Here is a 22,910-nt window from a genome sequence, read left to right on the forward strand (position 1 = left end):
ACTCGGAATCGCACATTCCGACTGTTTGGAACGCGACCGGTAGCCGTGCTGCAATTCGACGAAACTCCCGAGTAGTACGGCCCTGAACGAACACGGCACAACGTAGGTGCCGACGCCGAGAGGTTGTTGGTCGAGTGAGGCGTAACAACGAGGGCGCTGCGGCGCAGGCGGAACGGGGCAACTTCACCCCGCCGTCGCGCACCGCGGTGCCGTCCGCCGATGTGTCCGAAGGGATACCGGCCGGTGGCAGCACCAGCCGGCTGTCCCCGCGCAACTGGCGGGTGCCCACCCGGCTGAACGCGATCCTGCTGATCCCGGTGCTGGTCGGCCTGATCATGGGCGGCTTCCAGGTGAAGGGCTCGCTCGACACCTGGCGGGAGGCCCAGGACGCCGAGAAGACCGCGCTGATCGTGCGCGCGGCCGCCGAGTACGGGCAGGCGCTGCTCAACGAGCGTGACCTCACCGCTCAGCCGCTGCTGTCCAACAAGCGCGACTCCGAGGTCGTCACCCAGGCCCGGGCCACCACCGACGCGGCGGCGGCGAAGTTCGACACGGCCGTGCAGGACAAGCCCGCCAAGCAGGGTCTGGAGCGCCGCCTCAAGCTGTTCAAGCTGGAGGAGCCCAAGCTCCCGGCGCTGCGCAAGGCCGCGTACACCGCCGCCATGGACCCGGTGAAGACCGAAGAGGGATACACCCAGGTCCAGCACTCCCTCATGGAGTTCTGCAACGAACTGGGCCTCGGCACCGGCAACATCACCAGTTACGGCCGTACCGTGTACGCGATCGAGCTGGCCAAGGCCGCAGAATCGCTTCAGCGCTCCATCGGCATGCACCTGCTGGTGCGGCCCAGCCGGGAGTCCGGGAAGTTCAACGACCAGGTCAAGGCATTCGGCTCGTACAACTACCTGGAGCAGATCGCCCTCGGTGAATTCGTCTCCGGTGGTACGGAGGCCGACGCCACCCGGCTGAAGACGGTCATGGCCGGCAAGGCCGCGGAGGGCGCCGCCAAGCTCAAGTCGGCGAAGGAGCAGGCCGACGCGGCCGGCGTTCCTTTCGTGACGCCCCCCACCGTCGACGGCTCGGTCTACGACGGCATGGCCCAGGAGATCGGCCTGGGCAAGGACCCCAAGGAACTCAAGGCGAAGGGGATCACCCCCGAGACCTGGATGGCCGCCGCGACCGCGAAGTTCGACGGGTACACCACGGTCGAGGACGAGCTCGTCGACAAGGCGGTGACCGAGGCCGCGGACATCTCGACCAGCGCCCGGACCGACGCCATCGTCAACGCCGCGATCGTGATCATCGCCCTGCTGGCCGCCTTCGTCCTGGCCGGGCTCATGGCCCGCCAGATGAGCCGCTCGATGCGTCAGCTGCGTACGGCGGCCTTCAGCATCGCCGAGCAGCGGCTGCCCTCGCTCGTCGACCAGCTCTCCCGGACCGACCCGGGCCGGGTGGACACCCGTGTCCAGCCGATCCCGATCAACACTCAGGACGAGATCGGCGAGGTCGCCCGCGCCTTCGACCAGGTGCACCGCGAGGCGGTCCGGCTGGCGGCCGAGCAGGCCATGCTGCGGGGCAACGTCAACGCGATCTTCACCAACCTCTCGCGCCGCAACCAGTCGCTCATCGAGGGCCAGCTGACCCTCATCACCGACCTGGAGAACAACGAGGCCGACCCGGACCAGCTGGAGAGCCTCTTCCGGCTGGACCACCTGGCGACCCGTATGCGCCGCAACGGCGAGAACCTCCTCGTCCTCGCCGGTGAGGAGCCCGGCCGCCGCTGGAACCAGCCGGTTCCGCTGGTGGACGTGCTGCGGGCCGCCTCCTCCGAGGTGGAGTCCTACGAGCGCATCGAGCTCTCGGGCGTGCCGGAGACCGAGATCCACGGCCAGTCCGTCACCGACCTCGTGCACCTGCTGGCCGAGCTGCTGGAGAACGCCACCACGTTCTCCTCGCCGCAGACCAAGGTGCGGGTCACCGCGACCCGGCTGCCCGACAGCCGCGTGATGATCGAGATCCACGACAAGGGCATCGGCCTCACCGCCGAGGACTTCGCCGACATCAACCACAAGCTGGCCAACCCGCCGACGGTGGATGCCGCGGTCTCCCAGCGCATGGGGCTCTTCGTGGTCGGCCGGCTCTCCGACCGGCACGGCATCCGCGTGCAGCTGCGTCCCTCGGGCGAGCAGGCCGGCACCACCTCGCTGGTCATGCTGCCGGACGCGATCACCCACGGTGGCGGCGGCGACAGCGCCCCCTCGCAGGACGACTTCACGGTCTCCTCGATCATTCCGCAGCAGGAGCAGGCGTTCGCCGCTGCCCCGCAGCAGCCCCAGATGCGTACGGCGGCGGAGCTCGGCTTCGACGACTCGCGCTACGAGGAGCCGTCGGCGGACTCCCCCCAGCTCGACCCGGTGGGCCGCTCGCTGATGCGTGAGGAGCGCCGTGCCGCGCTGGAGGCGCAGACCGGCGGTGAGCGGCCGCCCTTCCCGCAGCAGCAGGACCATAGCCAGGCGCAGCAGCAGTTCGCGCAGGCCCCGTACGGCGAAGCCCCGTACAGCGAGGACCCGTACGCCGCCGATCCGTACGCGCAGCAGCCGCAGCAGGCCCAGCAGGCGCTCGGGCAGCAGGAGCAGCAGCAGCAGTACGGGCAGCCCTCGCACGAAGGCGGTTACGACCCGTACCAGGGTGGCACCGGCTATGCCGAGCAGCCCGGGTACGACGCGCAGGGCGGCTACCAGGACGCCTCGTACGCGGCACCCCAGGCGCCCGTTCAGGCCTACGACGAGCAGTACGCCCCCCAGCCCCAGCAGGAAGAGTGGGCTGATCAGGGCTCGTACCAGGGCGCGTTCGAGCCGGCGGCGCAGGACGGGACCGATTCCCTTCCGGGAGCTCCCGCGCCGTCACAGGACCCCGTAGGCTTCGACCCTTCGGGACCCGTCCCGAACTCCGGCCACGAGCTGACCGACGCCGGTCTGCCGCGACGCGGCGGCCAGCAGCACTGGCAGCCCACCGGCCGGGGCAACGAACAGCCGGTCGCCGCGCCTCAGTCGGCGCAGCAGCAGGAGGAACCGCCGCCGCAGCCCGCACAGGCGGACGGGGCCGGTCCCGAGGACTGGCGCTCGGCGAACGACGAGCGCTGGGAGCGGGCCGAGAAGCTCCGGGAGCCGAAGGCGGGCGGGGTCACCCCCTCCGGTCTTCCCCGGCGCGTGCCCAAGGCCAACCTGGTCGAGGGCACGGCCGAACAGACCCAGCAGGGCGGCCCCCAGGTCTCCCGCGCCCCGGAGGACGTGCGTGGCAGGTTGAGCAACCTGCGACGTGGCGTGCTGCGGGGACGTAACGCGGGTTCGGACACCAGTAATACCTACCACCAGGAGCGTTAGTGTGAGCCCGATGAGCCAGGCGGCGCAGAATCTGAACTGGTTGATCACCAACTTCGTGGACAACACCCCCGGGGTGTCGCACACGGTGGTGGTCTCCGCGGACGGACTCCTGCTGGCGATGTCCGAGGGATTTCCGCGCGACCGTGCGGACCAGCTGGCGGCTGTCGCCTCCGGTCTGACCTCGCTGACCGCGGGCGCGAGCCGGATCTTCGAGGGCGGCGCCGTGAATCAGACAGTTGTGGAGATGGAGCGAGGATTCCTCTTCATCATGTCCGTTTCCGACGGATCCTCGTTGGCCGTTCTTGCACACCCGGACGCCGATATCGGTCTGGTTGGGTACGAAATGGCCCTTCTGGTCGACCGCGCCGGCAGCGTCCTCACCCCGGACCTCCGCGCCGAGCTTCAGGGAAGTCTTCTTAACTAGTAGACAGACAGTGCGTTTCGCGTCACCGCGCCATAGGGTTCGGTGGCGCGGACCCACTGTGATCGGGACCGGCAGGCGGAGGAGGAATCGTGGGTACACCCCCAGGCGGGCACCAGTTCAACGGTGGCCAGCGAACTCCGGGTGAGCACGGGGACAATGGTTTCGGCTTCCCCTCCACACCCGGCAGACAGGGCGCGCAGCAGCCTTACCAGCCGTACGGGCAGCCGCAGCAGCAGCCTCAGCACGTTCAGGGCTCGGACTGGCCGCAGCAGCCTCAGCACGGTCAGGGTTCGGACTGGCCGCAGCAACAGCCGCAGCAGCCCCACCGGCCGCAGCGCCCGCACCGGTACGACTCCCCGCAGCAGCCCCGCATTCAGCCGGTGCAGCCGCGGCGAGCCCCCGAGCCGGCCGCGCCCGCGGCCCACAATCCGCTCGTTCGTCCGTACGCCATGACCGGTGGACGGACCCGACCGCGCTACCAACTCGCCATTGAGGCGTTGGTCAGTACGACGGCCGATCCGAGCCGGTTGCAAGGGCAGTTGCCCGAGCACCAGCGGATCTGCCGGCTGTGCATCGAGATCAAGTCGGTGGCCGAGATCTCGGCCTTGCTCTCGATCCCGCTCGGCGTTGCCCGGATCCTCGTAGCCGACCTGGCTGAGGCCGGACTCGTCGCTATCCACCAGCCCGGCGGCGACGAGTCCGCCGGCGGCCAGCCAGATGTGACACTGCTCGAAAGGGTGCTCAGTGGACTTCGCAAGCTCTAGCGGCGGAGCGGCCCGCTCCACTACCTCGGCGAAGATCGTGGTGGCAGGGGGCTTCGGCGTGGGTAAGACCACGTTTGTCGGTGCCGTTTCGGAGATCAATCCGCTGCGTACCGAAGCCGTGATGACGTCCGCCTCGGCGGGCATCGACGACCTGACGCACACCGGGGACAAGACCACCACGACGGTGGCCATGGACTTCGGCCGCATCACCCTGGACCAGGACCTGATCCTGTACCTCTTCGGTACGCCCGGACAGGACCGCTTCTGGTTCATGTGGGACGACCTCGTACGCGGCGCCATCGGCGCGGTGGTACTCGTCGACACCCGACGCCTCGCCGACTGCTTCCCCGCCGTCGACTACTTCGAGAACAGCGGCCTGCCGTTCGTCATCGCCCTCAACGGCTTCGACGGCCACCAGCCGTACACCCCCGACGAAGTCCGCGAAGCCCTCCAGATCGGGCCGGACACGCCGATCCTCACGACGGACGCGCGGCATCGGGCGGATGCGAAGAGTGCGCTGATCACGTTGGTGGAGCATGCGCTGATGGCTCGCCTGCGGTAGGGCCTGCGGCCCGCTCACGGATGTACGTGAGGCCCCGTGCTCCCTTGCTGGGAGTGCGGGGCCTCTCGTGGTGCGTGCCGCCCGGCCTTCGGCCGTGCTGTGGTCTCAGCCTCCCCCACAGCCTGAAGGGCATGGGAGGTGCTCGACCGGCTTGGTCCGGCCGGTGTCAGCCCTGCCAGCTGTGGGGGGCGCGGAAGCCCGGGGTGCGCTCCAGGCGGCGCCAGCCCGCGGTGTTGCGGCCGAGGTGGGCGGCCGGGGCGTCGGAGGGCTGGGTGGCGGCGCGGGCGAGCAGGACCGCGGTGATGGCGGCCAGCTCCTCGGGGTCGGCCAGACCCTTCTCGACGCGCAGCACGGACTCGGTGGCAGTGGTCATGGGTGTTTCTCCGTCTTCTTCGGCAGGTCTTCGCGGGGCCTCGCAGGGTCACTGCGGGCCGCGGACTACTGCGGGGGGTTGCCGTGCTTGCGGGACGGCAGGTCGGCGTGCTTGGAGCGGAGCATCGCGAGCGAGGCGATCAGGACCTCGCGCGTCTCGGCGGGGTCGATGACGTCGTCGACCAGGCCGCGCTCGGCGGCGTAGTACGGGTGCATCAGTTCGGCCTTGTACTCCTTGACCATGCGGGTCCGCATGGCTTCCGGGTCCTCGGCGTCGGCGATCTGCCGGCGGAAGATGACGTTGGCGGCACCTTCGGCGCCCATCACCGCGATCTCGTTGGTCGGCCAGGCGTAGGTGAGGTCGGCACCGATGGACTGGCTGTCCATCACGATGTAAGCACCGCCGTAGGCCTTGCGCAGGATCAGGGAGATCCTCGGCACCGTCGCGTTACAGTAGGCGTAGAGCAGCTTCGCGCCGTGCCGGATGATTCCACCGTGCTCCTGGTCGACGCCGGGCAGGAAGCCGGGTACGTCCAGAAGAGTGACGATGGGGATGTTGAACGCGTCGCACATCTGGACGAAGCGGGCTGCCTTCTCGCTCGCCTCGATGTCCAGGACACCGGCGAGGGCCTGCGGCTGGTTGGCGACGATGCCGACGACCTTGCCGTCCAGCCGTGCCAGCGCGCAGATGATGTTGCGGGCCCAGCGCTCGTGGATCTCCAGGTAGTCGCCGTCGTCGACGAGCTCCTCGATGACCTTGTGCATGTCGTACGGGCGGTTGCCGTCGGCCGGGACCAGGTCCAGGAGGACGTCGCCGCGCCGGTCGGCCGGGTCGTCGCTCGGCACGACGGGCGGGTTCTCCCGGTTGTTCGAGGGCAGCATCCCGATGAGGTAGCGGACCTCGGCGATGCAGGTCTCCTCGTCGTCGTACGCGAAGTGCGCGACGCCCGAGGTCTCGGCGTGCACATCGGCGCCGCCGAGGCCGTTCTGCGTGATCTCCTCGCCGGTGACCGCCTTGACGACGTCCGGTCCGGTGATGAACATCTGCGAGGTCTCACGGACCATGAAGACGAAGTCGGTGAGGGCGGGGCTGTAGGCCGCGCCGCCCGCGCACGGGCCGAGCATCACACTGATCTGGGGGATGACACCGGAGGCCCGGGTGTTGCGCTGGAAGATGCCGCCGTAACCGGCGAGGGCGGAGACGCCCTCCTGGATACGCGCGCCGGCGCCGTCGTTGAGCGAGACCAGCGGAGCACCGGCCGAGATGGCCATGTCCATGATCTTGTGGATCTTCGTGGCGTGGGCCTCGCCCAGCGCGCCGCCGAAGATCCGGAAGTCGTGTGCGTAGACGAAGACCGTGCGGCCGTCGACCGTGCCCCAGCCGGTGATGACACCGTCGGTGTACGGCTTCTTCTCCTCCAGGCCGAAGCCGGTCGCCCGGTGCCGGCGCAGCTGCTCGACCTCCTTGAACGAACCCGGGTCCACGAGCAGCTCGATGCGCTCACGCGCCGTCAGCTTGCCCTTGGCGTGCTGGGCCTCGGTCGCCCGGTCACTCGGTCCGCGCCGGGCCTGCTCGCGCAGCGCCAGCAGTTCCGCCACACGGCCACGGGTGTCGCTCGGCTCGCCCTGGGTTTCGTCCACAACGGTCATGTATCGACCCTACGAACCAGACCTCGAAAACCCTGCCGTCGACTCTGTACAGTCTCCTGCCCGGTTTCCTGGTGGAGCCTGACAGAAGCCTTGGGCCATGCAGGCGAAGTACCAGCCCACACCCGTCCTCATTTGTGGGAGTCCCACAAAGACTCACTGTGGTCTGCCACACACCCCCGTCAGCCGGGGGGTTTCCGGGAGCTGGGTGTCCTGGACCTTCTGGATGTCCTCCAGCCTCGGCCGCACCGGCTCCGCGGGGTGCGCCATCGTGAGCAGTACGGCCTCGTAGAACGCGTCCCGCACCGCCGCCGGCATGACGTCCGACGCGTCCAGGCACAGCGGCACCCGCTGGTCCGCGAGGCGCCGGCTCACCTCTTCGTCGACCGCGCCCTTCCTGGGCGGGACCGCGGCGTTCGGCGAGAACACCCCGCCCTTGCGGCCCCAGTCCTCCTGGGTGTCGCGTGAGGCGAGCCGCCGGATCACTTCGCGGGCCGCGTCACCGCCGCCGAAGAGCGCGGCGAAGTCGGCCGAGACCTCGTGCGCCTTCAGCGTATAGGGGCCGCCGGGCAGCAGGGACGCCGAGTCCTCGAAGGCGGCCCGGCCGCTGCGGTCCCCGTAGAAGGCGCGGGCGAAGGAGCCCTGGTGCTCCAGGCCGCAACCGCCCCCGAACAGCAGTCCGTGTCCCCCGGCCGGGCCGCGGTGGTCGGCCAGCAGCATGTCACCGGCCCTGCCCGGGTCCCCGGCGAGCATTCCGGCCCAGATGGTCCAGGCGTCGGCCACCCGGGCGTCGGTCCACTCGAGGTCGCCGGTCGCCCAGCGCGCGTACAGCACCGGTCCGGCGCGCTGGAGGATGAGGTCCTCGATCCAGTCGCTGCCGGGCCAGCCGGACGCGCCGTCGTCCCCCATGCCCACGCACCACGAGGCCAGGGGTGCGGGGCGGGGCGCCGGGGCCTGGCCGTCGCGGTACCAGACGATGGACTTGAGGTCGGCCTTGAGCGGCACCCACCGGTGGGCGATGTCCTTGGCCGCGGGCTGCCACGGGTTCCCGTACTCCTCGGGCTCGTACAGCCCCTCCAGCGAGCGCAGCCGCCCCTCGTCCGCGTACTCGACGAGTTCGCCGACGCCCGGCAGGATCGCGATGTCGGGCGGGTTGCCCGCCTGGACCTCGGCGAGCAGCACCTCGCGGGTGGCGGCGGTCCCCTGGTAGGTGTAAGGGATACCGAACCCGTCCAAAACGTCCTTGAACCGCCGCTCCTGCGTGTCGGTCCACGGGCCGAGGATCGTCACCTTCGGTTCCGCGTCGCTGCCGCCGGGGGCGGCGAGTCCGCAGCCGGCCGCGGTCATGAGCAGGGCGAGGACGAACAGGAGCGCGCGGGCGCGCGGGTTCGTCCGGCCGTCGGGGCGCCCGGCGCCGGGCGCGTTCATCCGGCCCTCCAGTAGTCGGCGTTGAGGCGCCGGACGATGCCGACGGCGGGCAGCACGACGATCAGCGCGGCGCCGCCCAGCGCCCCGTAGTACGTCCAGCTCTGCCAGCTCCGGGCGGCCAGCCGGCCACGCAGCGCGGTGGAGTTGTCGGTGACGTACGTCTGGGAGCCGGCCAGGTCCACGCGGTCGTGGGCCCGTCGTTCGATCGCGACCAGCTGGTGGCGGGCGGTGTCCAGCCGCTCCTGGGTGTGGACGGTGGCCCACAGCGGGACGACGGCGAGCGCGACGGTCACCAGCAGCGTCGCCAGCAGCCAGGGGTCGTGACTGCGGCCGCAGCGTCGGCGCAGCACCCACAGGGCGCCGACGCAGGTCAGGGCGAGGACCAGCAGGCCCAGTTCGGCGGCCGCCCAGCCGGTCTGCTGGAGGGTGCCCAGCGAGCTGATCCGGTCCACGCGCCGCATCTGGTGCTCCTGGAGGACGTCCAGGCGCGGTACGACGCCGGTGCCGGGCCGGGTGAGGAGCGTCTCGGCCTCCAGGAACTTCTCCCGCTGCATCAGGTCGTCCTCGGCCCGCACGTACTTGACGGCGCCGGACGTGAGGGAGCTGCTGTACGAGGTCCGCACGCCGTTGACCGTATCCAGGACGCCCTGGCCGTGTTCCCCGTCGAGCTGCACGTCGTAGAGCCGGGACAGGCCCTGGCCGGCGGCGGACAGCTGGTTCTCGTACCGCGCACCGGCGCCGACCACCGTGTCGATCTTTCCCTCCACCGATCGCCGCGCCTCCTGGTGGGCGCGCAGCCAGGCCAGTTGGGTGGCCGCCACGCCCTGTACGGCGGGTGCGCCCCGGGTGCGCATCTCGCCCGCGGAGTTCTGCACCTCCCGGTAGGAGACGAGCAGGGCCGTCACCGAGACGAGCGCGGTGACCACCATGACGACCAGGTACCGCTCCAGCAGCCGCCTGGTGCGTGAACGGCTCGCCCGGCGGGCCCGGAAGGCGCGCACCCACCGGGCCGGCGAGGGCATCGGGCTCGGCATCACAGGTTCCTTCCGCAGGCGATGCAGAACCGGGCCCGGGGCCCGGCGGGATGACGGCAGTGCGGGCACTTCACCGGCTTCTTCGCCGGAGTGGGGCCGGGCAGTTCCAGCCCGTGGCCCGAGGCGATGTGCAGCCGTCCCCGGCGCACGGTGCCGCGGTCGACGGTCGGGCCGACCCGGACCACTCCGCCCGGGCCGTCGAGGATGTCGGCCACCTGGCGCACGTCCTGGAGGACCCAGGCGGCGCCGATCTCGTTGGCGAGCCGGACCGCGAGGCCGAACTGCGCCTCGGCCTCGTCGCGGCTCATCGGGTCGAGTGCGGCGTAGCCGCGGTTGAGGGCGGTCCGCATCCGGGTGGCGGCGTTCATCGCCCGGAGGGTGCCGCCCCCGCCGCCGGTCGCACCCGCGCCCACGGCGACGCCGGGCGGCAGCCAGCGCACCAGCAGCGCGGTGGTGGCGTCCCCCACGGAGACGGTGGCCAGTTGCAGCAGCACGCCGAGCGGGTCGGTGCTCGCGTCGGCGTGCACGGTGAGGAGGTAGTCGCGGATGCCCGGCTCCCACTGGTGGGTGGGGAAGTCGGTCCGGTGCGGCAACCACACCTGTTCCCGCGGGCGGGGGGCCGGTTCGAGGCGTTGCTGACGGGGGGCGGTCTCGGTCAGTTCCACCGCGCGCACCGCCGGACGTGCGGTCACCACGACGGGCAGTTCGGGGCTGCGGACCCGGCGCAGCCGTCGCAGTGCCCCGGTGACCGCGGGGGCGAACCGGTCGGGGGCGTGCTCGGCGGTGCCGTGCAGGGACTCGGCGACGGCGAGCAGCGGCGCGGGATCCCAGTCCCCGCCGACCGCCACCACGTCCGCGGTGAACACGCCTTCGCAGGAGGCGAGTTCCTCCTGCAGCGCGCAGCCGCCCCCGTCCGGTTCGGCGTCGTCCGCCGGGCCCCGGCCGCTGCCGTCGGTGATCAGCAGCAGGTGGCGCAGCGGCAGCGGGCGCCCGGCGAGCAGTGCGCGGGCGGCGGCGAGCCAGGCCGGGTACCCGGGCGGCGGCCGCTCCGGCGCGGCCGGGGCGATCCGGCCCGCGCTGAACGCGGCGCGGCGCCTCTCCATCGTGTCGGCCACGGCCCACCGTCCGCGCAGCGGGTAGCAGAGGGTCGGCTCCCCGCTCTCGTCGGCGCCGCCCAGGACGGCGAAGGAGGCCCCGTCGGGCAGGGCGCGCAGTGTGGCGGCGAGGGCGGCGGAGGCGGCCTCCCGGCGCCCGGCGGCGACGTCCAGCGCGAGGACGACGGCGAGTTCGACGGCCGGTACCTCGTCACGGGGGCCGATGCCGATGGCCTTGACGCGCAGATGGGCGTCGATCCGGGCGTCGTGGTGCGGCTGCTGGTCGCGCCGGACGTCCAGGGAGACCTTGAACTCCAGCCCGGACGAGGGGGTGTCAGCGCCCACGGACTACCTCCAGGGGTTACGGGACGGGGGTGCGGCGACGGGGTCAGAAGCGGGTCTGCGGGCGGACCGCGTGCGACAGGTCGATCAGGTGCTCGTACTCGGCCGGTCCCTGCCGCTGCCGGGCCAGCCAGCGGTAGCACTGCTCCAGTTCCGCCCGTACGGCCCGCTCCCCGGGTACGGGCGGGGGCGGCAGTCCGATCCGGAGCGGGCCGCCCCGGGGCCGCGGGGCCCGCGCCGCGGCGCGGACGGCGTCGAGCTTCCACTCGTACAGCTCGGTCCGCAGCAGCCAGGCCGCCTCGTCGCCCGCGACCACCGGGGACGGTGTGCCCGGCTCCGGGGCGAGGGCGCTCAGGCAGGCGTCGATCTCCGCCTCCCCCGGCAGCGGCCGCTCCCCCGTCGCCAGCCGGGCGGCCCTGATACGGAGGGCGGCGATCCGGGCGACGGCGTGGTCGCGCGACTCGTCCGGCACCAGGTCCAGGACCTCCGTGGCCGCCGCCCGGTCGCCGCGCGCCAGGGCGAGCCTGGCCAGCCCGAGGGCCGCGCCGACGTGCGAGGGGTTCCGGGCGTGCACGGCCCGGAAGAGTTCGTACGCCGAGGGGCCCGCCCCGGCCGGCCGGCCGTCGCCGAGCTGTTCCGCGCTGTACGCGAGTGCCAGCTTGGCCGCGTACTCGCCGGGCAGGGCCCGGTGCACGGCGGAGAAGTGCTCCAGGGCCGCTTCGAGCATCGGCTGCCGGTCGTCCAGCACATCGGCGCTGCGCAGCGCGACGAGCCCCCAGTGCCAGCTGAGCCGCCATTGCCGGACCGGCCCCGGGCCGGGGATCGCGGCGGCGGCCTGGACCTGCTCCCGGGCCGCGACGAGTGCCTCCTCGCCGTCCTGGCCGAGCAGCAGCCGGGCGTTGTGCAGGCAGATCTCCACCGACCGCTCACCGTGGGCCGGCTGGGCCAGCGGCTGTCCCGGGTCGTAACTGCTGACCCCGAAGCGGGCGGCCTGCGGATCCCGCGGGTAGGGCCGGGGCACCGGCAGCCTGCGGGCGATCTCGGTCGGGGTGGGCAGCCCGGAGTCGAGCGCGGGTGCCCGGGGCGTGTCCCGGCGGGCGTACAGCGGGCGGCGCAGCCAGTGGGCGTAGTCGGGTACCGAGCCCAGGCGCGCGCCCAGCAGTTCGGTGGACGCGGTGACGGCCGGGCCGAAGTAGGCGGAGGGCTCGGGCTGGTCGCGCTTGCCCCGCAGGGCCCGGATCTCGCGCAGCACTCCGCGCAGTTGGCCCGCCATGTCCTCGGCGGAGCCGAACCGGCGCTCCGGGTCGTGGGCCGTCGCCCGCTCCACGGCCAGCCGGAACGAGCTGATGCCGAGCCCCGGCACGTCGTCGCCGACGGCCCAGCCGGCCAGTTCGGCCAGGGTGACCCCGACCGTGTGCACGTCGTGGGCGACGGTGAGGGGGCCGGTACCGTCCGTCTCGGGCGCGGCGAACCACGGGGTGATGACGGGCGGCGGATCGGTGGCCCCCGCCTTGCGGACCCCGCCGAGGTCGATGACCTTGATGCCGTCGAGGTGGTGGATGACGTTGGACGGCTTCATGTCGCCGTACAGGAAACCCATCCCGTGCAGATGGGCGAGGGCCTCCAGGATCTGGCACCCGTAGGTGATGACGTGCTCGATGTCGAGGACGAAGGCGCCCTGGCGGGCCGACTCGACGACGGCCGTCAGGGTGCGGTCGCCGACGTCCTCCATGACGATGTACCCGCCGGAGACGGTGCCGTCGGCGTTTCGCGTACTGACGAAGTCGCGGATCTGGACGATGCGTTCGTGCCGGATGGCGACCAGGCTGCGGCGCTCCTCACCGGCCTGGGCGGCGCCGCGCTCCGCGTACCGGTTGAGGAGGCCCTTGACCGCGACGAAGTCCTCCAGGTGGGTGTCCTCGGCCAGGTAGACCCAGCCCTGGCCGCCGTGGGCGATGGGGCCGCGGATGCGGTACTGGTCCTGGAGCGGGGGCCCGTCCTTCGTCAGCTCGGGGCGGTAGGAGTACGGGGCGCCGCACTGGGGGCAGTACCCCTCGTCCGGTGGCGGGGCCGCGGTGTGCGGCGGGACGAACGAGGTGCGGCACGCGTCGGCCGAGCACGTCATCACGATGCGCACCGGCTGCTCGGCGGCGGCGAGGCGTTCGGCCGGGCTGCCCGGGTCCAGCAGCGGGAGTTCGAGCAGTCCGGCGGGGCCGTACCGCTCGGGTTCGGTGGGCAGCGGCGGCAGTCCGGGCGCCCCCTCCTCACGGCCGCAGGTGTCGCAGTAGCCGGTCTGCTGGACGGCGCCGCCGCAGGGGGCGCCCGTGAAGCGGCGGTGCGGGCACGGGATCCTCATCGGCGCTCCGCCGGGCCGCGACCGGTCCGGGGGCCGGGCAGACCCGGCGGCTCCGGCCGCCCGGAGCCGCTCGCCCCGTCGAGGCCGTCACGTAACCGCGGACCTGGCTGCTCCGGTTGCCGAGATCCGCTCGCCCGGTCGAGGTCGTCGCGTAACTCCCTCAGGAGCAGCTTCAGTTCGGCCAGCTGGTCCTGCGGGTCGGCCAGCAGTTCCACCTCCCGCAGCCGGTGGCGGCGGGCCGCCGCGTCGACCGCGGGGCGCGGGACGAGCGAGGCGGACTCCACCATGCCCCGCAGTCCGGTCCACTCCCGCTCGATGCGTTCGACCCGGCGCACCAGCGTCTGGGCCCGTTCCTCCAGGGCGGGCACCAGCAGGTGCCGCGCGACCTCGGCCCGCCCCTCGCCGTCGGCCCGGCGGAAGATGACCAGGAGCCGGAACCCGAGCGTCCGGACGCGGGCCAGCAGCGGCACCAGGGCGGCCGGGTCCGGGTCCTCGTCCAGGCCGATCACCGCGAGCACCGGCCCCGATCCGGCGGGCCTGCCGCCGTCCGAGCGGTCGGGGGCGTCGCCGCCCTCGAGGAGCCAGTCACGGTAGGCGTTGCGCTGGTAGCGGGGCGGGCGCAGCCGCTCCACGAGGGTCTCGACGAGTTCCTCGGGCCGGGTGACGCCGCCCCGGCAGACGAGGTGGGCCCGGTGGAGCTGGTGCTGGAGGGCGCGGTCGCGGCCGGTGCCGTGTGCGACGACGCCGAAGCGCACCGCGGGCTCCTCGCCGCCCGCGAACCAGTGCCGCAGCCGCTGTTCCAGGGCCCGGTCCCAGCCGTCCGGGCCGCTCAGTTCGGCGACCAGCGGGACGAGTTCGGCGATGCGGTCGACGGGGATCATGTACGAGAACGCCAGGTCGTTCTCGGTGGGCGGGGCCAGTTCCAGATCGCCGCGCCAGCTGACGACCAGGCCGACGACCTCCTCCGTCCCCGGCCGTGCGCCCCGGGTCTGGACGGCGGCGCCGCTGAAGCCGGGGCGCACCACCTCGGCGTTGGTCCGTGCGTCGAGCTGCACCCAGTCGCCGTGGAGTCCGCTGATCCGGCCGCTCAGCCACATCCCGTCGTCGAAGGCCTGGGAGTAACCGCCGATCCACACCTCCCGGCCGCGCTCCAGCCGACGGCCCAGCGGTGCGGGCGCCGCCTGTGGGCGGGGGCTGTCCAGGGCGAGCACGGCGATGTCCTCGCCCGCGGCCCCGCCCAGGCCCGGCAGCCAGCCGTCCGGTGCGACCCGCGCTCCGACGGGCGGAATGCCGGGGCTCTCGGCGAACTCCACCCACATCCGGGCATCCCGCTCACCGACGACATGGGCGCAGGTCAGCATCCGGTCCTGGGTGAGGAGCACCCCGGCCCCGCACACGGGCCCCTCCGCACCGCCGCGGCGTAACCGGAGCCGCCAGTCCGCTCTCAACTCCCCCATAGCTACCGAGAGTACGCGCGCACCACGCCTTGTTCCCAGAGTGCGCGCACACTCCGCCCAACGGGTTACCGGACGTCACACCGCAGGGTCGCCCCAGCCGTCCCCGGGTCCACACCGAGCACCAGCCGTCGGCCGGTGGCGCGGACCTCGATGCCCGGGTCCGCCGAGACGACCTCGCGCACCGGGCGGTCCCAGACCACTTCGAAGGGTGTGCCGCTCCGGTCGGGCCCGCTGACCCGCACCGCCGTGGTGCCTCGGCGCTCCCGTACGAGCACACTGGCCGCTCCGGTCGAGGAGAGGCGTCCGGCGGCGCCGGGCTGCCAGAAGTTGGCAACGGTCAGCCCGAGCGAGCGCACGGCGACGGCCTGTGCGGCGGCGGTGTTGGCGAGCACCTTCATCCAGTGGCCGTCCGCCGCGCGGGCGGCGACGGTGCGCCGGGGGGCGCCGGGCATCAGGAGGTAGAGGTACGTGGCATCGGCCGGGTCCGTGCCGTGGTCGAGCCAGAGGGTCTGCCAGTGGCGGGTCTGCCGCTCGGTGGAGCTGGTGGTGTTGATGTCGGACCAGCTGCCGGTCCTGGCCTCGCGCAGGGTGTGCAGGGCGGCGCCCCCGGGCAGCACCCAGCCGCCGTGGCCCTCCAGATGGGCCCAGCGGGGGCGTTCACGGTCGTCGACGGTGAGGCGCTGCTGCCCGGTGGGGCCGAGGTTGCGGTTGTCGACGACGGTCTCGACGGGGACCCCGTCCGCGGCGGTGATGCCCGCGCCGAGGCAGATGACCGTATCGGCCGCGCAGAACCAGGACTTGCGGGCCTCCAGAGTGGAGTCGAGGCCCTTCACGTGCTGTCCGACGGCGGCGAACTCACCGTCGTGGGCGCCGCCGACCCACCGCACGGCCGGGCGGGGTTCGCCCCATTCACCGCCGGCGCGGTCGGCGAGGCGCTTGGTGGAGACGGTGGTGCCGGGCAGCCGGTACCAGTCCACGGTGGGCCAGAACCAGTCGGTGTACTGGCCGCCGCCGTCCCGTCCCTGCCACCAGTAGAGCATTCCGGCCCCGGTGTGCCAGCCGCGCGGGTTCTCGCCGTTGCCGCACTCGTACGAGCTGATCCGCTCCGACGCCATGGAGAGGTTCGCGACCCAGCCGGGGCGGCGGTGCACGGCCCGGTCCATCGCGGCGAACAGGGTGTGCCCGACGGGTTCGGGCGCGGCCGGGACGGGTGCGGCGGCCGCCGCCCGCAGCCGGGAGAGGTCGGCGACCCCGAACTGCGGGGCGGCGAGGATCGGGCTGACGGTGTCCCGTTCGATCCACCCCTTGACCATGCCGTTCCACCGGTCGCGTTCGGCCGCGGACGCGCCGCCCGCGAGCAGGGCGATGGCGGCGATCAGCCCCTGGCCGTGGAAGTGGTCACTGCGCATGATGCGGCGTTCGTCGCTCTTGAGGAGGCCCCGGCTGATGGCACGGCCGTTGACGCTGTCCATCATCAGACCGTCGTGGATGAGCGGCGCGTAGGCGTGTTCGACGCTGTCGAGGATGATCTGCCGGTGGGGGTCGGTGACCTCCCAGGTGGATCCGGCCAGCAGGGCGAAGAGCCGGCCGAGGCCGTCGAGCATGACCTGGCCGTACGTGCCCGAGTAGGCGACCCAGGTGTGCTGGACGAACGAGCCGTCGGCGTACAGACCGTCGCCCTTCGTCACGTACGGGAAGACGGGCGAGAGCGCGTCGCGCGCGAGCGCGGTCCTGGCCGCGTCCCGGCCGAGGATGCCGCGCAGGGCGACGGAGCGGCACAGGTCGACCCGGTTGGCGCCGGTCGAGGTGCCGCTGTAGTCGGTGAGCATGGTGTCGGGGATGAAGTGGTCGACGGCGGCGCAGGCGGCGGCGACACGCTCCTCGCCGAGGTGGGGGCGGAGGACGGCGACGATGTCCATGAGCAGGCGGGGGCTGCCGATCTGCCACTCCCACCAGTTCCCGTACCGGGCCGTGGCCGGGTTGTAGACCGTCGCGGAGAGGTGGTCGAGGCCGCGGAGGACGTCGGCGAGGAGGCCCGCGTCGCCGGTGTGGCCGGTGCCCTGCTGGGCGTAGGCCTGGGTCATCGTCCACAGCCGGTTGTAGCTCCAGGTGATGCCGGACGGCGGGTCGAAGGTGTGCCCGTCCCAGAGGGAGTCGGCGGCCGGGGCCATGGTCGAGCGGAAGTCCGCGGCGAGTTCGCCGGTCTCGGCCAGCTTGGAGGCGTACGGCTCGGTGGCGGGGTCGTAGCCGGTGCCGAGCGAGAGGTCGTTCCAGCGGAGCCGGAGCGTCTCGAACTCGTCCTGCGCCGCGCGGGCCGTCGGGGCGAGCGCCAGACCGAGTGCGGTGGCGCTGCCGGTGGCGAGGAAGGCGCGGCGGGACCAGGCGGGCAGGAGTGACACGGGGCTACCTCCGGTGGGCAAGTGGTATAGACCGGACGGGTGTTGGTCTAGCACGCGCTTACTACGACCGGGAAGGGGGCGGGCCGTCTTCGGCCCGCCCCCTTCCCTTCATGGAGCGGTTCAGCTGCCGCAGTGGAAGCGGGCGCTGCCCCAGTCGGCGTGGTCGTTTCCGTTGCCGTCGCCGCCGTCCCCGGCGATCAGCTCGACGTACTTCGCGCCGGTGACGTCCGCCGTGAGCGACCAGGCGGTGTCGGCGGCCCTGAGGACCGGCGACTTCACCTTCTCCGTACCGTCGGCCTTGACGGAGAACTGCACGCTCCCCGCGCTCTTCTGCACGTCGTCCACGCCCACCTCGGCGGTGAAGGAGGTGCACTTGCCGCCCAGGTAGTAGCGGATGCTCGCCGGTGCGTGGCTGCCGATGCCCTTGTCGTACACGGTGCCGCCGATGGTCAGCGCGGTGCCGTCGCCGGTGCCGGTCTCGCCGTTGGAGAGGTCGCGCTCGACCGGCCCCCAGCCGTTCGAGGTGGCGGTCCAGTCCAGGTCACTGGCCCAGCTGTCCGTGGTGGGCGGCGGGGGCAGGGTCCGCACGGACGTCTGCGCTCCGAGCGTCCGCCGCGCACCGCCGACGGTGTACGACACCTCGGAACCCAAGGCGTACGTCTGGTACTTGGCGTCCACCGGCGGGGTCACCTGCCAGCTCGCGGTGACCTTCGCGCCGGCCGCGACGGAGTCGAAGGTGACGGCTCCAGCGGGCTCGGCCGTCCAGCCCTCGGGGAGGGTGAGGCCGGCCGAGACGCCGGTGGCCGCCGTTGCCTCGTAGTTGGTGAAGCTCGCCTTCACCGTGTTGGCCGCGCCCGGCTCCAGGGTCTCGGCGGCTGGGTCGAGGGTGAGCGTGCCGCAGGCCGCCTGCTCGCCGGCGGGGGCGGCGCCGAGGTCGGTCACGGTGAAGCCGTCGAGGACGAAGTCGGCGCCGTCGGGTGCGTCGCCGCGCTTGCGCAGCCCGGTCCATGTGTCGCCGCAGCCGGCCGTGACGGTCTCGGTGAAGTGCCCGGTCGTGTGCTGGGCGCCGATCGCGGTGGTCCGGGTCTCGACCGAATCGGGTGCGCCGTCCGCGGTGATCCGGTCGTAGCCGTCGACCCATTCGTAGGCGCCGGCGTGGCTGGACTGGTAGTCGTACTCGACCTTGTAGCGATGGCCGTCGGTCATCGGGACGGTCCAGGGGGCGGTCCGGTAGACGAGTCCGGTGTTCTCCTCGTGGGCCTTGAGGGACTCCTTGCCGCCGAGCACGTCATCGACGAGCTTTCCGTTCCACCCGGCCTGGGTGTACGGGGCGTGCAGCTGGGAGATGCTGGTGCGGGGGTCGGTGGAACCGCCCGCGTCGCCCTTGAGGAAGGGGCCCCAGCCCTGGTCGACGTCCTCGAAGTCCTCGTGGACGACGGTGTCCGCCTTCGTGGCGGGGGCGTTGGCCACGAGGCGTACGTCATCGGCGCGGACGGTCGCCGCGCTGCCGCCCGCGGCCTCGATGCGCAGGGTGGTGCGTCCGTTCGCCGGGGCGGTGAAGTTCACCTTCGCGCGCTGGAAGTACGTGCCGTGCCAGTCGGACGCGGCGACGTAGTCCTTCGCGGTGGAGCGGTCCACGGCGACGGACTTCCCGCCGGCCGACAGCGTGGTGTGCCGGGTCTTCCCGGGCTGGACCTCGATGCGGGCGGACGCGGTGTAGCGCGCGCCGGGCTTCAGTCCGGTGATGCGCTGGGAGAGCGCGGCGGCAGAGGCCCCGGAGAGCTTCGCGCTGTTGCGGCCCTGGTCATCGGTGTCGCGGACGGCGGCGCCGGTCCTGGACCAGTCGCCCAGCTCGTCGTCGTTGAAGCCGGGGTCGTCGACGAGGGTGCCTTCGCCCCACTTCGCGTCGGCGGCCTTCGGCGCCTTGTGCGGGTAGAGGACGTACGGCTGACCGGCCTCCGCCTTGAGCGTGATCTTCCCGTCGACGGGACGGACGGTGCCGGTCTTCACCCGGCCGTTGTCCGTGAGCTCGTACACCGTGTACGGGGCCTTGGAGGGGACCGCCCAGGTGCTCGTACCGCCGGAGCGGCTGTAGTGGTACAGCTTCTTGCCGCCGTCCCACGGCAGCAGGTAGTCGGTGCCGCTGAGCACCTTGCGGCCGTGGTCGTAGAAGGTCCGCTTCCCGTCCTCGACCGTGCCGCTCACCCCGCCCGTGAAGGCGATGTCGTTGCCGTCCCAGCGGGTGATCTTCTGCTGCTGGAGGTACTTGGCGGGCAGGTTGCGCTGCCAGATGTTGTCGTAGAAGGCGTTCCAGTCCGTCTCGCCCGTCCAGCCCTCGAACTCGTCGATGGCGCTCTGGCCGAGGACCGGGTCGTTGTTCCAGACGTCCCTCTCGCCGTTGCGGATGAACCGGATGATCTGCGAGTTGAGGCCCTTGTTGGTGGCGCCGCCGTAGTCGAGGTCGTTGGCCCAGTGCGACCAGAGCGAGCCGCGTTCGAACTTGTCGGACCATTCGCTGGAGACGTTCCAGCCCTGCTGCTGCACGGCCTGGAGGGTCTTGTCGGCGATCCAGCCGTGCGTGTAGTAGACGTCGATGTAGAGCATGCTGAGGTTGCGGTCGGTCTCGTCCCGCAGCTGCTGGAAGCGCCGGGCCAGGTCACCGCTGTTGATGTCGCGGCGCTGGTCGATGTAGTAGCTCTGGTTGAGCCAGTTCCAGCCGGGCTTCGACTTGTCGACGAGGTTCTCGTCGAAGGCCTTCGCTTCCGGGTAGGCCTCGGTGGCGTTGACGTGGACGCCGAAGGTGGCGCCCCACTTCCTGCCGTCCTTCAGGAGCTCGTTGAGGTCCTTCAGCCCGCCGGCACGCTTGTTGTAGTCGCCGCCGTAGTCCGGGTGGGCGGAGTCGTGCCCCTCGGAGGCGTACCCCTTGAGCAGCGCGAGCTGGCCGAGGCCGTCCGTGGCCAGGGAGATCCGCTTGACGTCGTCGAGCGTGCGCAGGAAGGGGTGGGTGGCCTGGCTGGCGAAGTTGAACGGAATGTGGGTGATGACCCGGTCCGCGGTGTCCTTGCCGCCCGGCGCGACCACGCCGATGGAGCGGAAGGCTACGGCGCCGTCCTGCCAGTCGACGGCCTTGTCGCCGTTGGCGTCGGGCGTGACGACGACCTTCGCCCAGGGCAGGTTCTCCCCGCTCTCCGGCTTCGGCGCGCCGGCGCCCCGGTAGGTCCACTGGCCGGACCACACACCGACGCGGGTGGAGCCGTCGGCGTCCTTGCGGGCCTGGTGCCAGAAGCGGGCGTCGTCGCCGCCGGTGGCGCCGGAGGGCTTGTCGTACGAGGAGTTGGACTCGACGGCCGCCGCGAGCGATCCGGTGTTGAGAAGCGCGTACGTGGCGCCGAGCGGCGCGGCGTCGGCCTCGGTGTCGGCGGTGACCTTCGCGAAGACGTCCGCGGTCTTCGTCGAGTCGGTGTCCAGCTTCGTGAAGGCGGTGGCGGCCCCGGTGTCGGTGCTCGCGACGGAGACGAGGTCATGGCCCGGGATGTCGATCGTGCCGACCCTGAACGCCTCGGTGTCGCGGACGGCGGTGACCTTGAAGGTGGTGGCGCGTCCGGAGACGGAGAGCGAGGCGTCGATCTCGACACCGGGCAGACCGGCGAAGACGAGCGTGTAGCGGGCGGCCGACGCGGTGATCTCCGGGGCGCCCTTGAGCCCCACCGGATGGGCGGTGCCGTTGAGGGTGACGGCGGTGACCGGCCGGGTGCTGCCGGACAGTGTGGCCCCGGTGGCCCGGTCGGTGTACGTGAGGACGCGCGGGAAGTCGTCGGCGACGGCGACGGCGAGCTGCGCCGATCCGATGACGGCGGCGTCCGCCGGGACGGCGGCTTCGGCCGCGGCGGGGGCGGGGGCGGCGGCTGAGGCGGGGAGGGCGGTCCCCACCAGAGCCAGGACGGCTGCTGAGGCGGCGGCTGCGGCGCCCACCGAAGTAAATCTTGGCGACATGTGCTCTGCGTAGTCGCCGTGTCGTGACACCGTCAACGACGTGCGGCCCCGAGGGCTTCTCCAGTCCAACAACCCCGCCGCGTAAGTCCAAGTGCGGGTGCGCGGGTCACCGTGGCCGCCGTGTTCAGTTCCTGATCGCGACCACTCGGGCCATCCAGCGGCCGACCCGCCAAATACTGTTCACCTGCGTCGAGTTGTGAAGACTTCTTTCATTTGAGAGCGCTCTCAGTCACAAGTCTTGACGCCCGTCCCGGCCGTCGCGAGAGTGGTGCGCACCGCGGACGCTCCCGTTCCACCTCCCCTCACGGCCCACCCGTCCGCGGCCCCCCACACACCCGGAGTCGTCTGATGATTTCGCGCAGAATGTTCCTCTCCGGCGGCGTTGCCGCCTCCGCGACCGCGCTCACCTATCCCCTCTGGGGCAGCGCACTGAGTCCGCACGCGTCGGCCTCCGCCGCGACCTGTGAACTGGCCCTGGAGAACAAGTCCCTGCCCGGCCGCGTCAACGCCTACGTCACCGGCCATGAGCAGGGCACCGACCGATGGGTGCTGCTGCGGCGGGACGGCAGCGTCTACCGCCCCGACTCCCCCGCCGCGCCGCAGACCCCGCTCCCGGTCGACTGCGCCATCCCGCTGAACGCGGCGGGCGGCGCCCCGGTGGTCCTGACGCTCCCGCAGATGTACGGCGCCCGGGTCTACTTCGTCCGGGACGACACCCTGGACTTCTACCTCAACCCCGGTCCTGCCCTGGTCGAGCCGGCCTTCGCCACGTCCACGGACGCGAACTACGGGCGCACCTGGTCGTTCTGCGAGTTCACCTTCAACCCGCAGCAGCTGTACGCGAACATCAGCTACGTCGACCTGGTGACGGCACTGCCCATCGGCCTGAAGCTGGAGGGCGACAGCACGCACACGGTGGCCCCGCTTCCCGACGGCGCCGTGCAGCGGATCGCCGACGGCCTCACCGCGCAGGCCGCCGCCGACGGGCAGCCGTGGGACCAGCTGGTCACGCGTGGCTCGAACGGCAGCGTGCTGCGGGTCATCTCGCCGCAGAACCTGATGGCCCCGTTCTTCGACCGGCCGGACCAGATGCCGTTCCGCGACCTGTTCACCGCGCAGATCGACGAGGTCTGGCAGAAGTACCGCTCGACCGACCTGCGGATCGACCTCCAGGGCGGACGCGGGGTCTTCACCGGCCGGGTCAGCGGCGACACCCTGACCTTCAACGGCGGGCACACGTTCACCAAGCCCGTCTCCAAGGACATCTTCACCTGCAACCACGGGCCGTTCACCAACAACCCGGCGGACTCCGACGACAAGAAGGCCCTGCTGGCCCGTCTCGCGGCCGGCTTCAACCGCTCCATCATGCTCAGCCACCCCGACCAGCCCAACGGCACCACAGTGGCCGACTACTACAAGGGTGCGGTGACCAACCACTGGTCGCGCATCGTCCACGCCAACAGCCCGATCGGCTACGCCTTCCCCTACGACGACGTCCGCCCCGACGGCGAGCCCGACGTCTCGGGCGCCGCGAACGACGGCAACCCGAGGCGCTTCACGGTGACCGTGGGGTCCTGACCCCCATCCGCGTACGCGTGTGCCCCCGTCCGTGCGTTCCAGGACGGGGGCACACGCGTACGCGGATGGGGGCATCC

At 72.0% G+C, this 22,910-nt stretch carries 14 protein-coding genes; 5 read left to right on the top strand and 9 right to left on the bottom strand.

All coding sequences use genetic code 11. From position 1 onward, the window contains the following. Positions 1–134: 134 nt before the first annotated feature. The 4 genes from ACFYPA_RS08300 (at position 135) to ACFYPA_RS08315 (ending at position 5,133) form a co-directional block, all read left to right on the top strand. A complete protein-coding gene (locus tag ACFYPA_RS08300; RefSeq protein ID WP_389130558.1) occupies positions 135–3,383 on the top strand; it encodes a nitrate- and nitrite sensing domain-containing protein in 3,249 nt (1,082 codons plus the stop codon). A 10-nt stretch (positions 3,384–3,393) separates the two neighbouring features. Beyond that, positions 3,394–3,807 carry a roadblock/LC7 domain-containing protein gene (locus ACFYPA_RS08305; protein WP_018551717.1) on the top strand — a complete coding sequence of 138 codons (414 nt, stop codon included), beginning with the start codon at positions 3,394–3,396 and terminating at the stop codon, positions 3,805–3,807. Positions 3,808–3,896: 89 nt separating this feature from the next. Then, complete coding sequence (locus tag ACFYPA_RS08310) at positions 3,897–4,571, top strand: DUF742 domain-containing protein (RefSeq protein ID WP_359077502.1); 675 nt, start codon at positions 3,897–3,899, stop codon at positions 4,569–4,571. Then, the gene (locus ACFYPA_RS08315; RefSeq protein ID WP_014048542.1) at positions 4,552–5,133 is read left to right on the top strand and encodes an ATP/GTP-binding protein; all 582 of its coding nucleotides are present in this window, start codon (positions 4,552–4,554) and stop codon (positions 5,131–5,133) included. The genes ACFYPA_RS08310 and ACFYPA_RS08315 overlap by 20 nt, the downstream gene beginning before the upstream one ends. A gap of 166 nt (positions 5,134–5,299) precedes the next feature. Here ACFYPA_RS08315 and ACFYPA_RS08320 read toward each other — a convergent pair whose 3' ends face one another. From ACFYPA_RS08320 to ACFYPA_RS08360, 9 genes are all read right to left on the bottom strand, one after another. Beyond that, the gene (locus ACFYPA_RS08320; RefSeq protein WP_359077500.1) at positions 5,300–5,506 is read right to left on the bottom strand and encodes an acyl-CoA carboxylase subunit epsilon; all 207 of its coding nucleotides are present in this window, start codon (positions 5,504–5,506) and stop codon (positions 5,300–5,302) included. 65 nt (positions 5,507–5,571) lie between these two features. Beyond that, on the bottom strand, positions 5,572–7,155 hold the full coding sequence (locus tag ACFYPA_RS08325; protein ID WP_359077498.1) for an acyl-CoA carboxylase subunit beta: 1,584 nt from the start codon (positions 7,153–7,155) through the stop codon (positions 5,572–5,574). A 153-nt stretch (positions 7,156–7,308) separates the two neighbouring features. After that, positions 7,309–8,580, bottom strand: a complete 1,272-nt coding sequence (locus tag ACFYPA_RS08330; RefSeq protein ID WP_389130562.1) for a carbohydrate ABC transporter substrate-binding protein — start codon at positions 8,578–8,580, stop codon at positions 7,309–7,311. Then, on the bottom strand, positions 8,577–9,614 hold the full coding sequence (locus ACFYPA_RS08335; RefSeq protein WP_389130565.1) for a hypothetical protein: 1,038 nt from the start codon (positions 9,612–9,614) through the stop codon (positions 8,577–8,579). The genes ACFYPA_RS08330 and ACFYPA_RS08335 overlap by 4 nt, the downstream gene beginning before the upstream one ends. Then, the gene (locus ACFYPA_RS08340) at positions 9,614–11,053 is read right to left on the bottom strand and encodes a zinc ribbon domain-containing protein (RefSeq protein ID WP_359355811.1); all 1,440 of its coding nucleotides are present in this window, start codon (positions 11,051–11,053) and stop codon (positions 9,614–9,616) included. Before ACFYPA_RS08340 ends, ACFYPA_RS08335 begins: the two co-directional genes overlap by 1 nt. A gap of 43 nt (positions 11,054–11,096) precedes the next feature. Continuing rightward, positions 11,097–13,406, bottom strand: coding sequence for a tetratricopeptide repeat protein (locus ACFYPA_RS08345; protein WP_359077491.1), 2,310 nt, complete (start codon positions 13,404–13,406; stop codon positions 11,097–11,099). Then, a complete protein-coding gene (locus ACFYPA_RS08350; RefSeq protein ID WP_389130568.1) occupies positions 13,403–14,863 on the bottom strand; it encodes a serine protease in 1,461 nt (486 codons plus the stop codon). Before ACFYPA_RS08350 ends, ACFYPA_RS08345 begins: the two co-directional genes overlap by 4 nt. Positions 14,864–14,928: 65 nt before the next feature. Continuing rightward, positions 14,929–17,253, bottom strand: coding sequence for a polysaccharide lyase 8 family protein (locus ACFYPA_RS08355; protein ID WP_389131052.1), 2,325 nt, complete (start codon positions 17,251–17,253; stop codon positions 14,929–14,931). A gap of 129 nt (positions 17,254–17,382) precedes the next feature. Beyond that, positions 17,383–21,255: an endo-alpha-N-acetylgalactosaminidase family protein gene (locus ACFYPA_RS08360; protein ID WP_389130571.1), complete on the bottom strand. Its 3,873-nt coding sequence runs from the start codon at positions 21,253–21,255 to the stop codon at positions 17,383–17,385. A 348-nt stretch (positions 21,256–21,603) separates the two neighbouring features. Here ACFYPA_RS08360 and ACFYPA_RS08365 point away from each other — a divergent pair, with 348 nt between their 5' ends. Then, on the top strand, positions 21,604–22,833 hold the full coding sequence (locus ACFYPA_RS08365) for a glycoside hydrolase family 64 protein (protein WP_359077486.1): 1,230 nt from the start codon (positions 21,604–21,606) through the stop codon (positions 22,831–22,833). The last annotated feature ends 77 nt before the right edge of the window (positions 22,834–22,910 follow it).

Origin of the sequence: Streptomyces sp. NPDC005775 (genome assembly GCF_042871565.1) — a bacterium.
Taxonomy (GTDB): Bacteria; Actinomycetota; Actinomycetes; order Streptomycetales; family Streptomycetaceae; genus Streptomyces.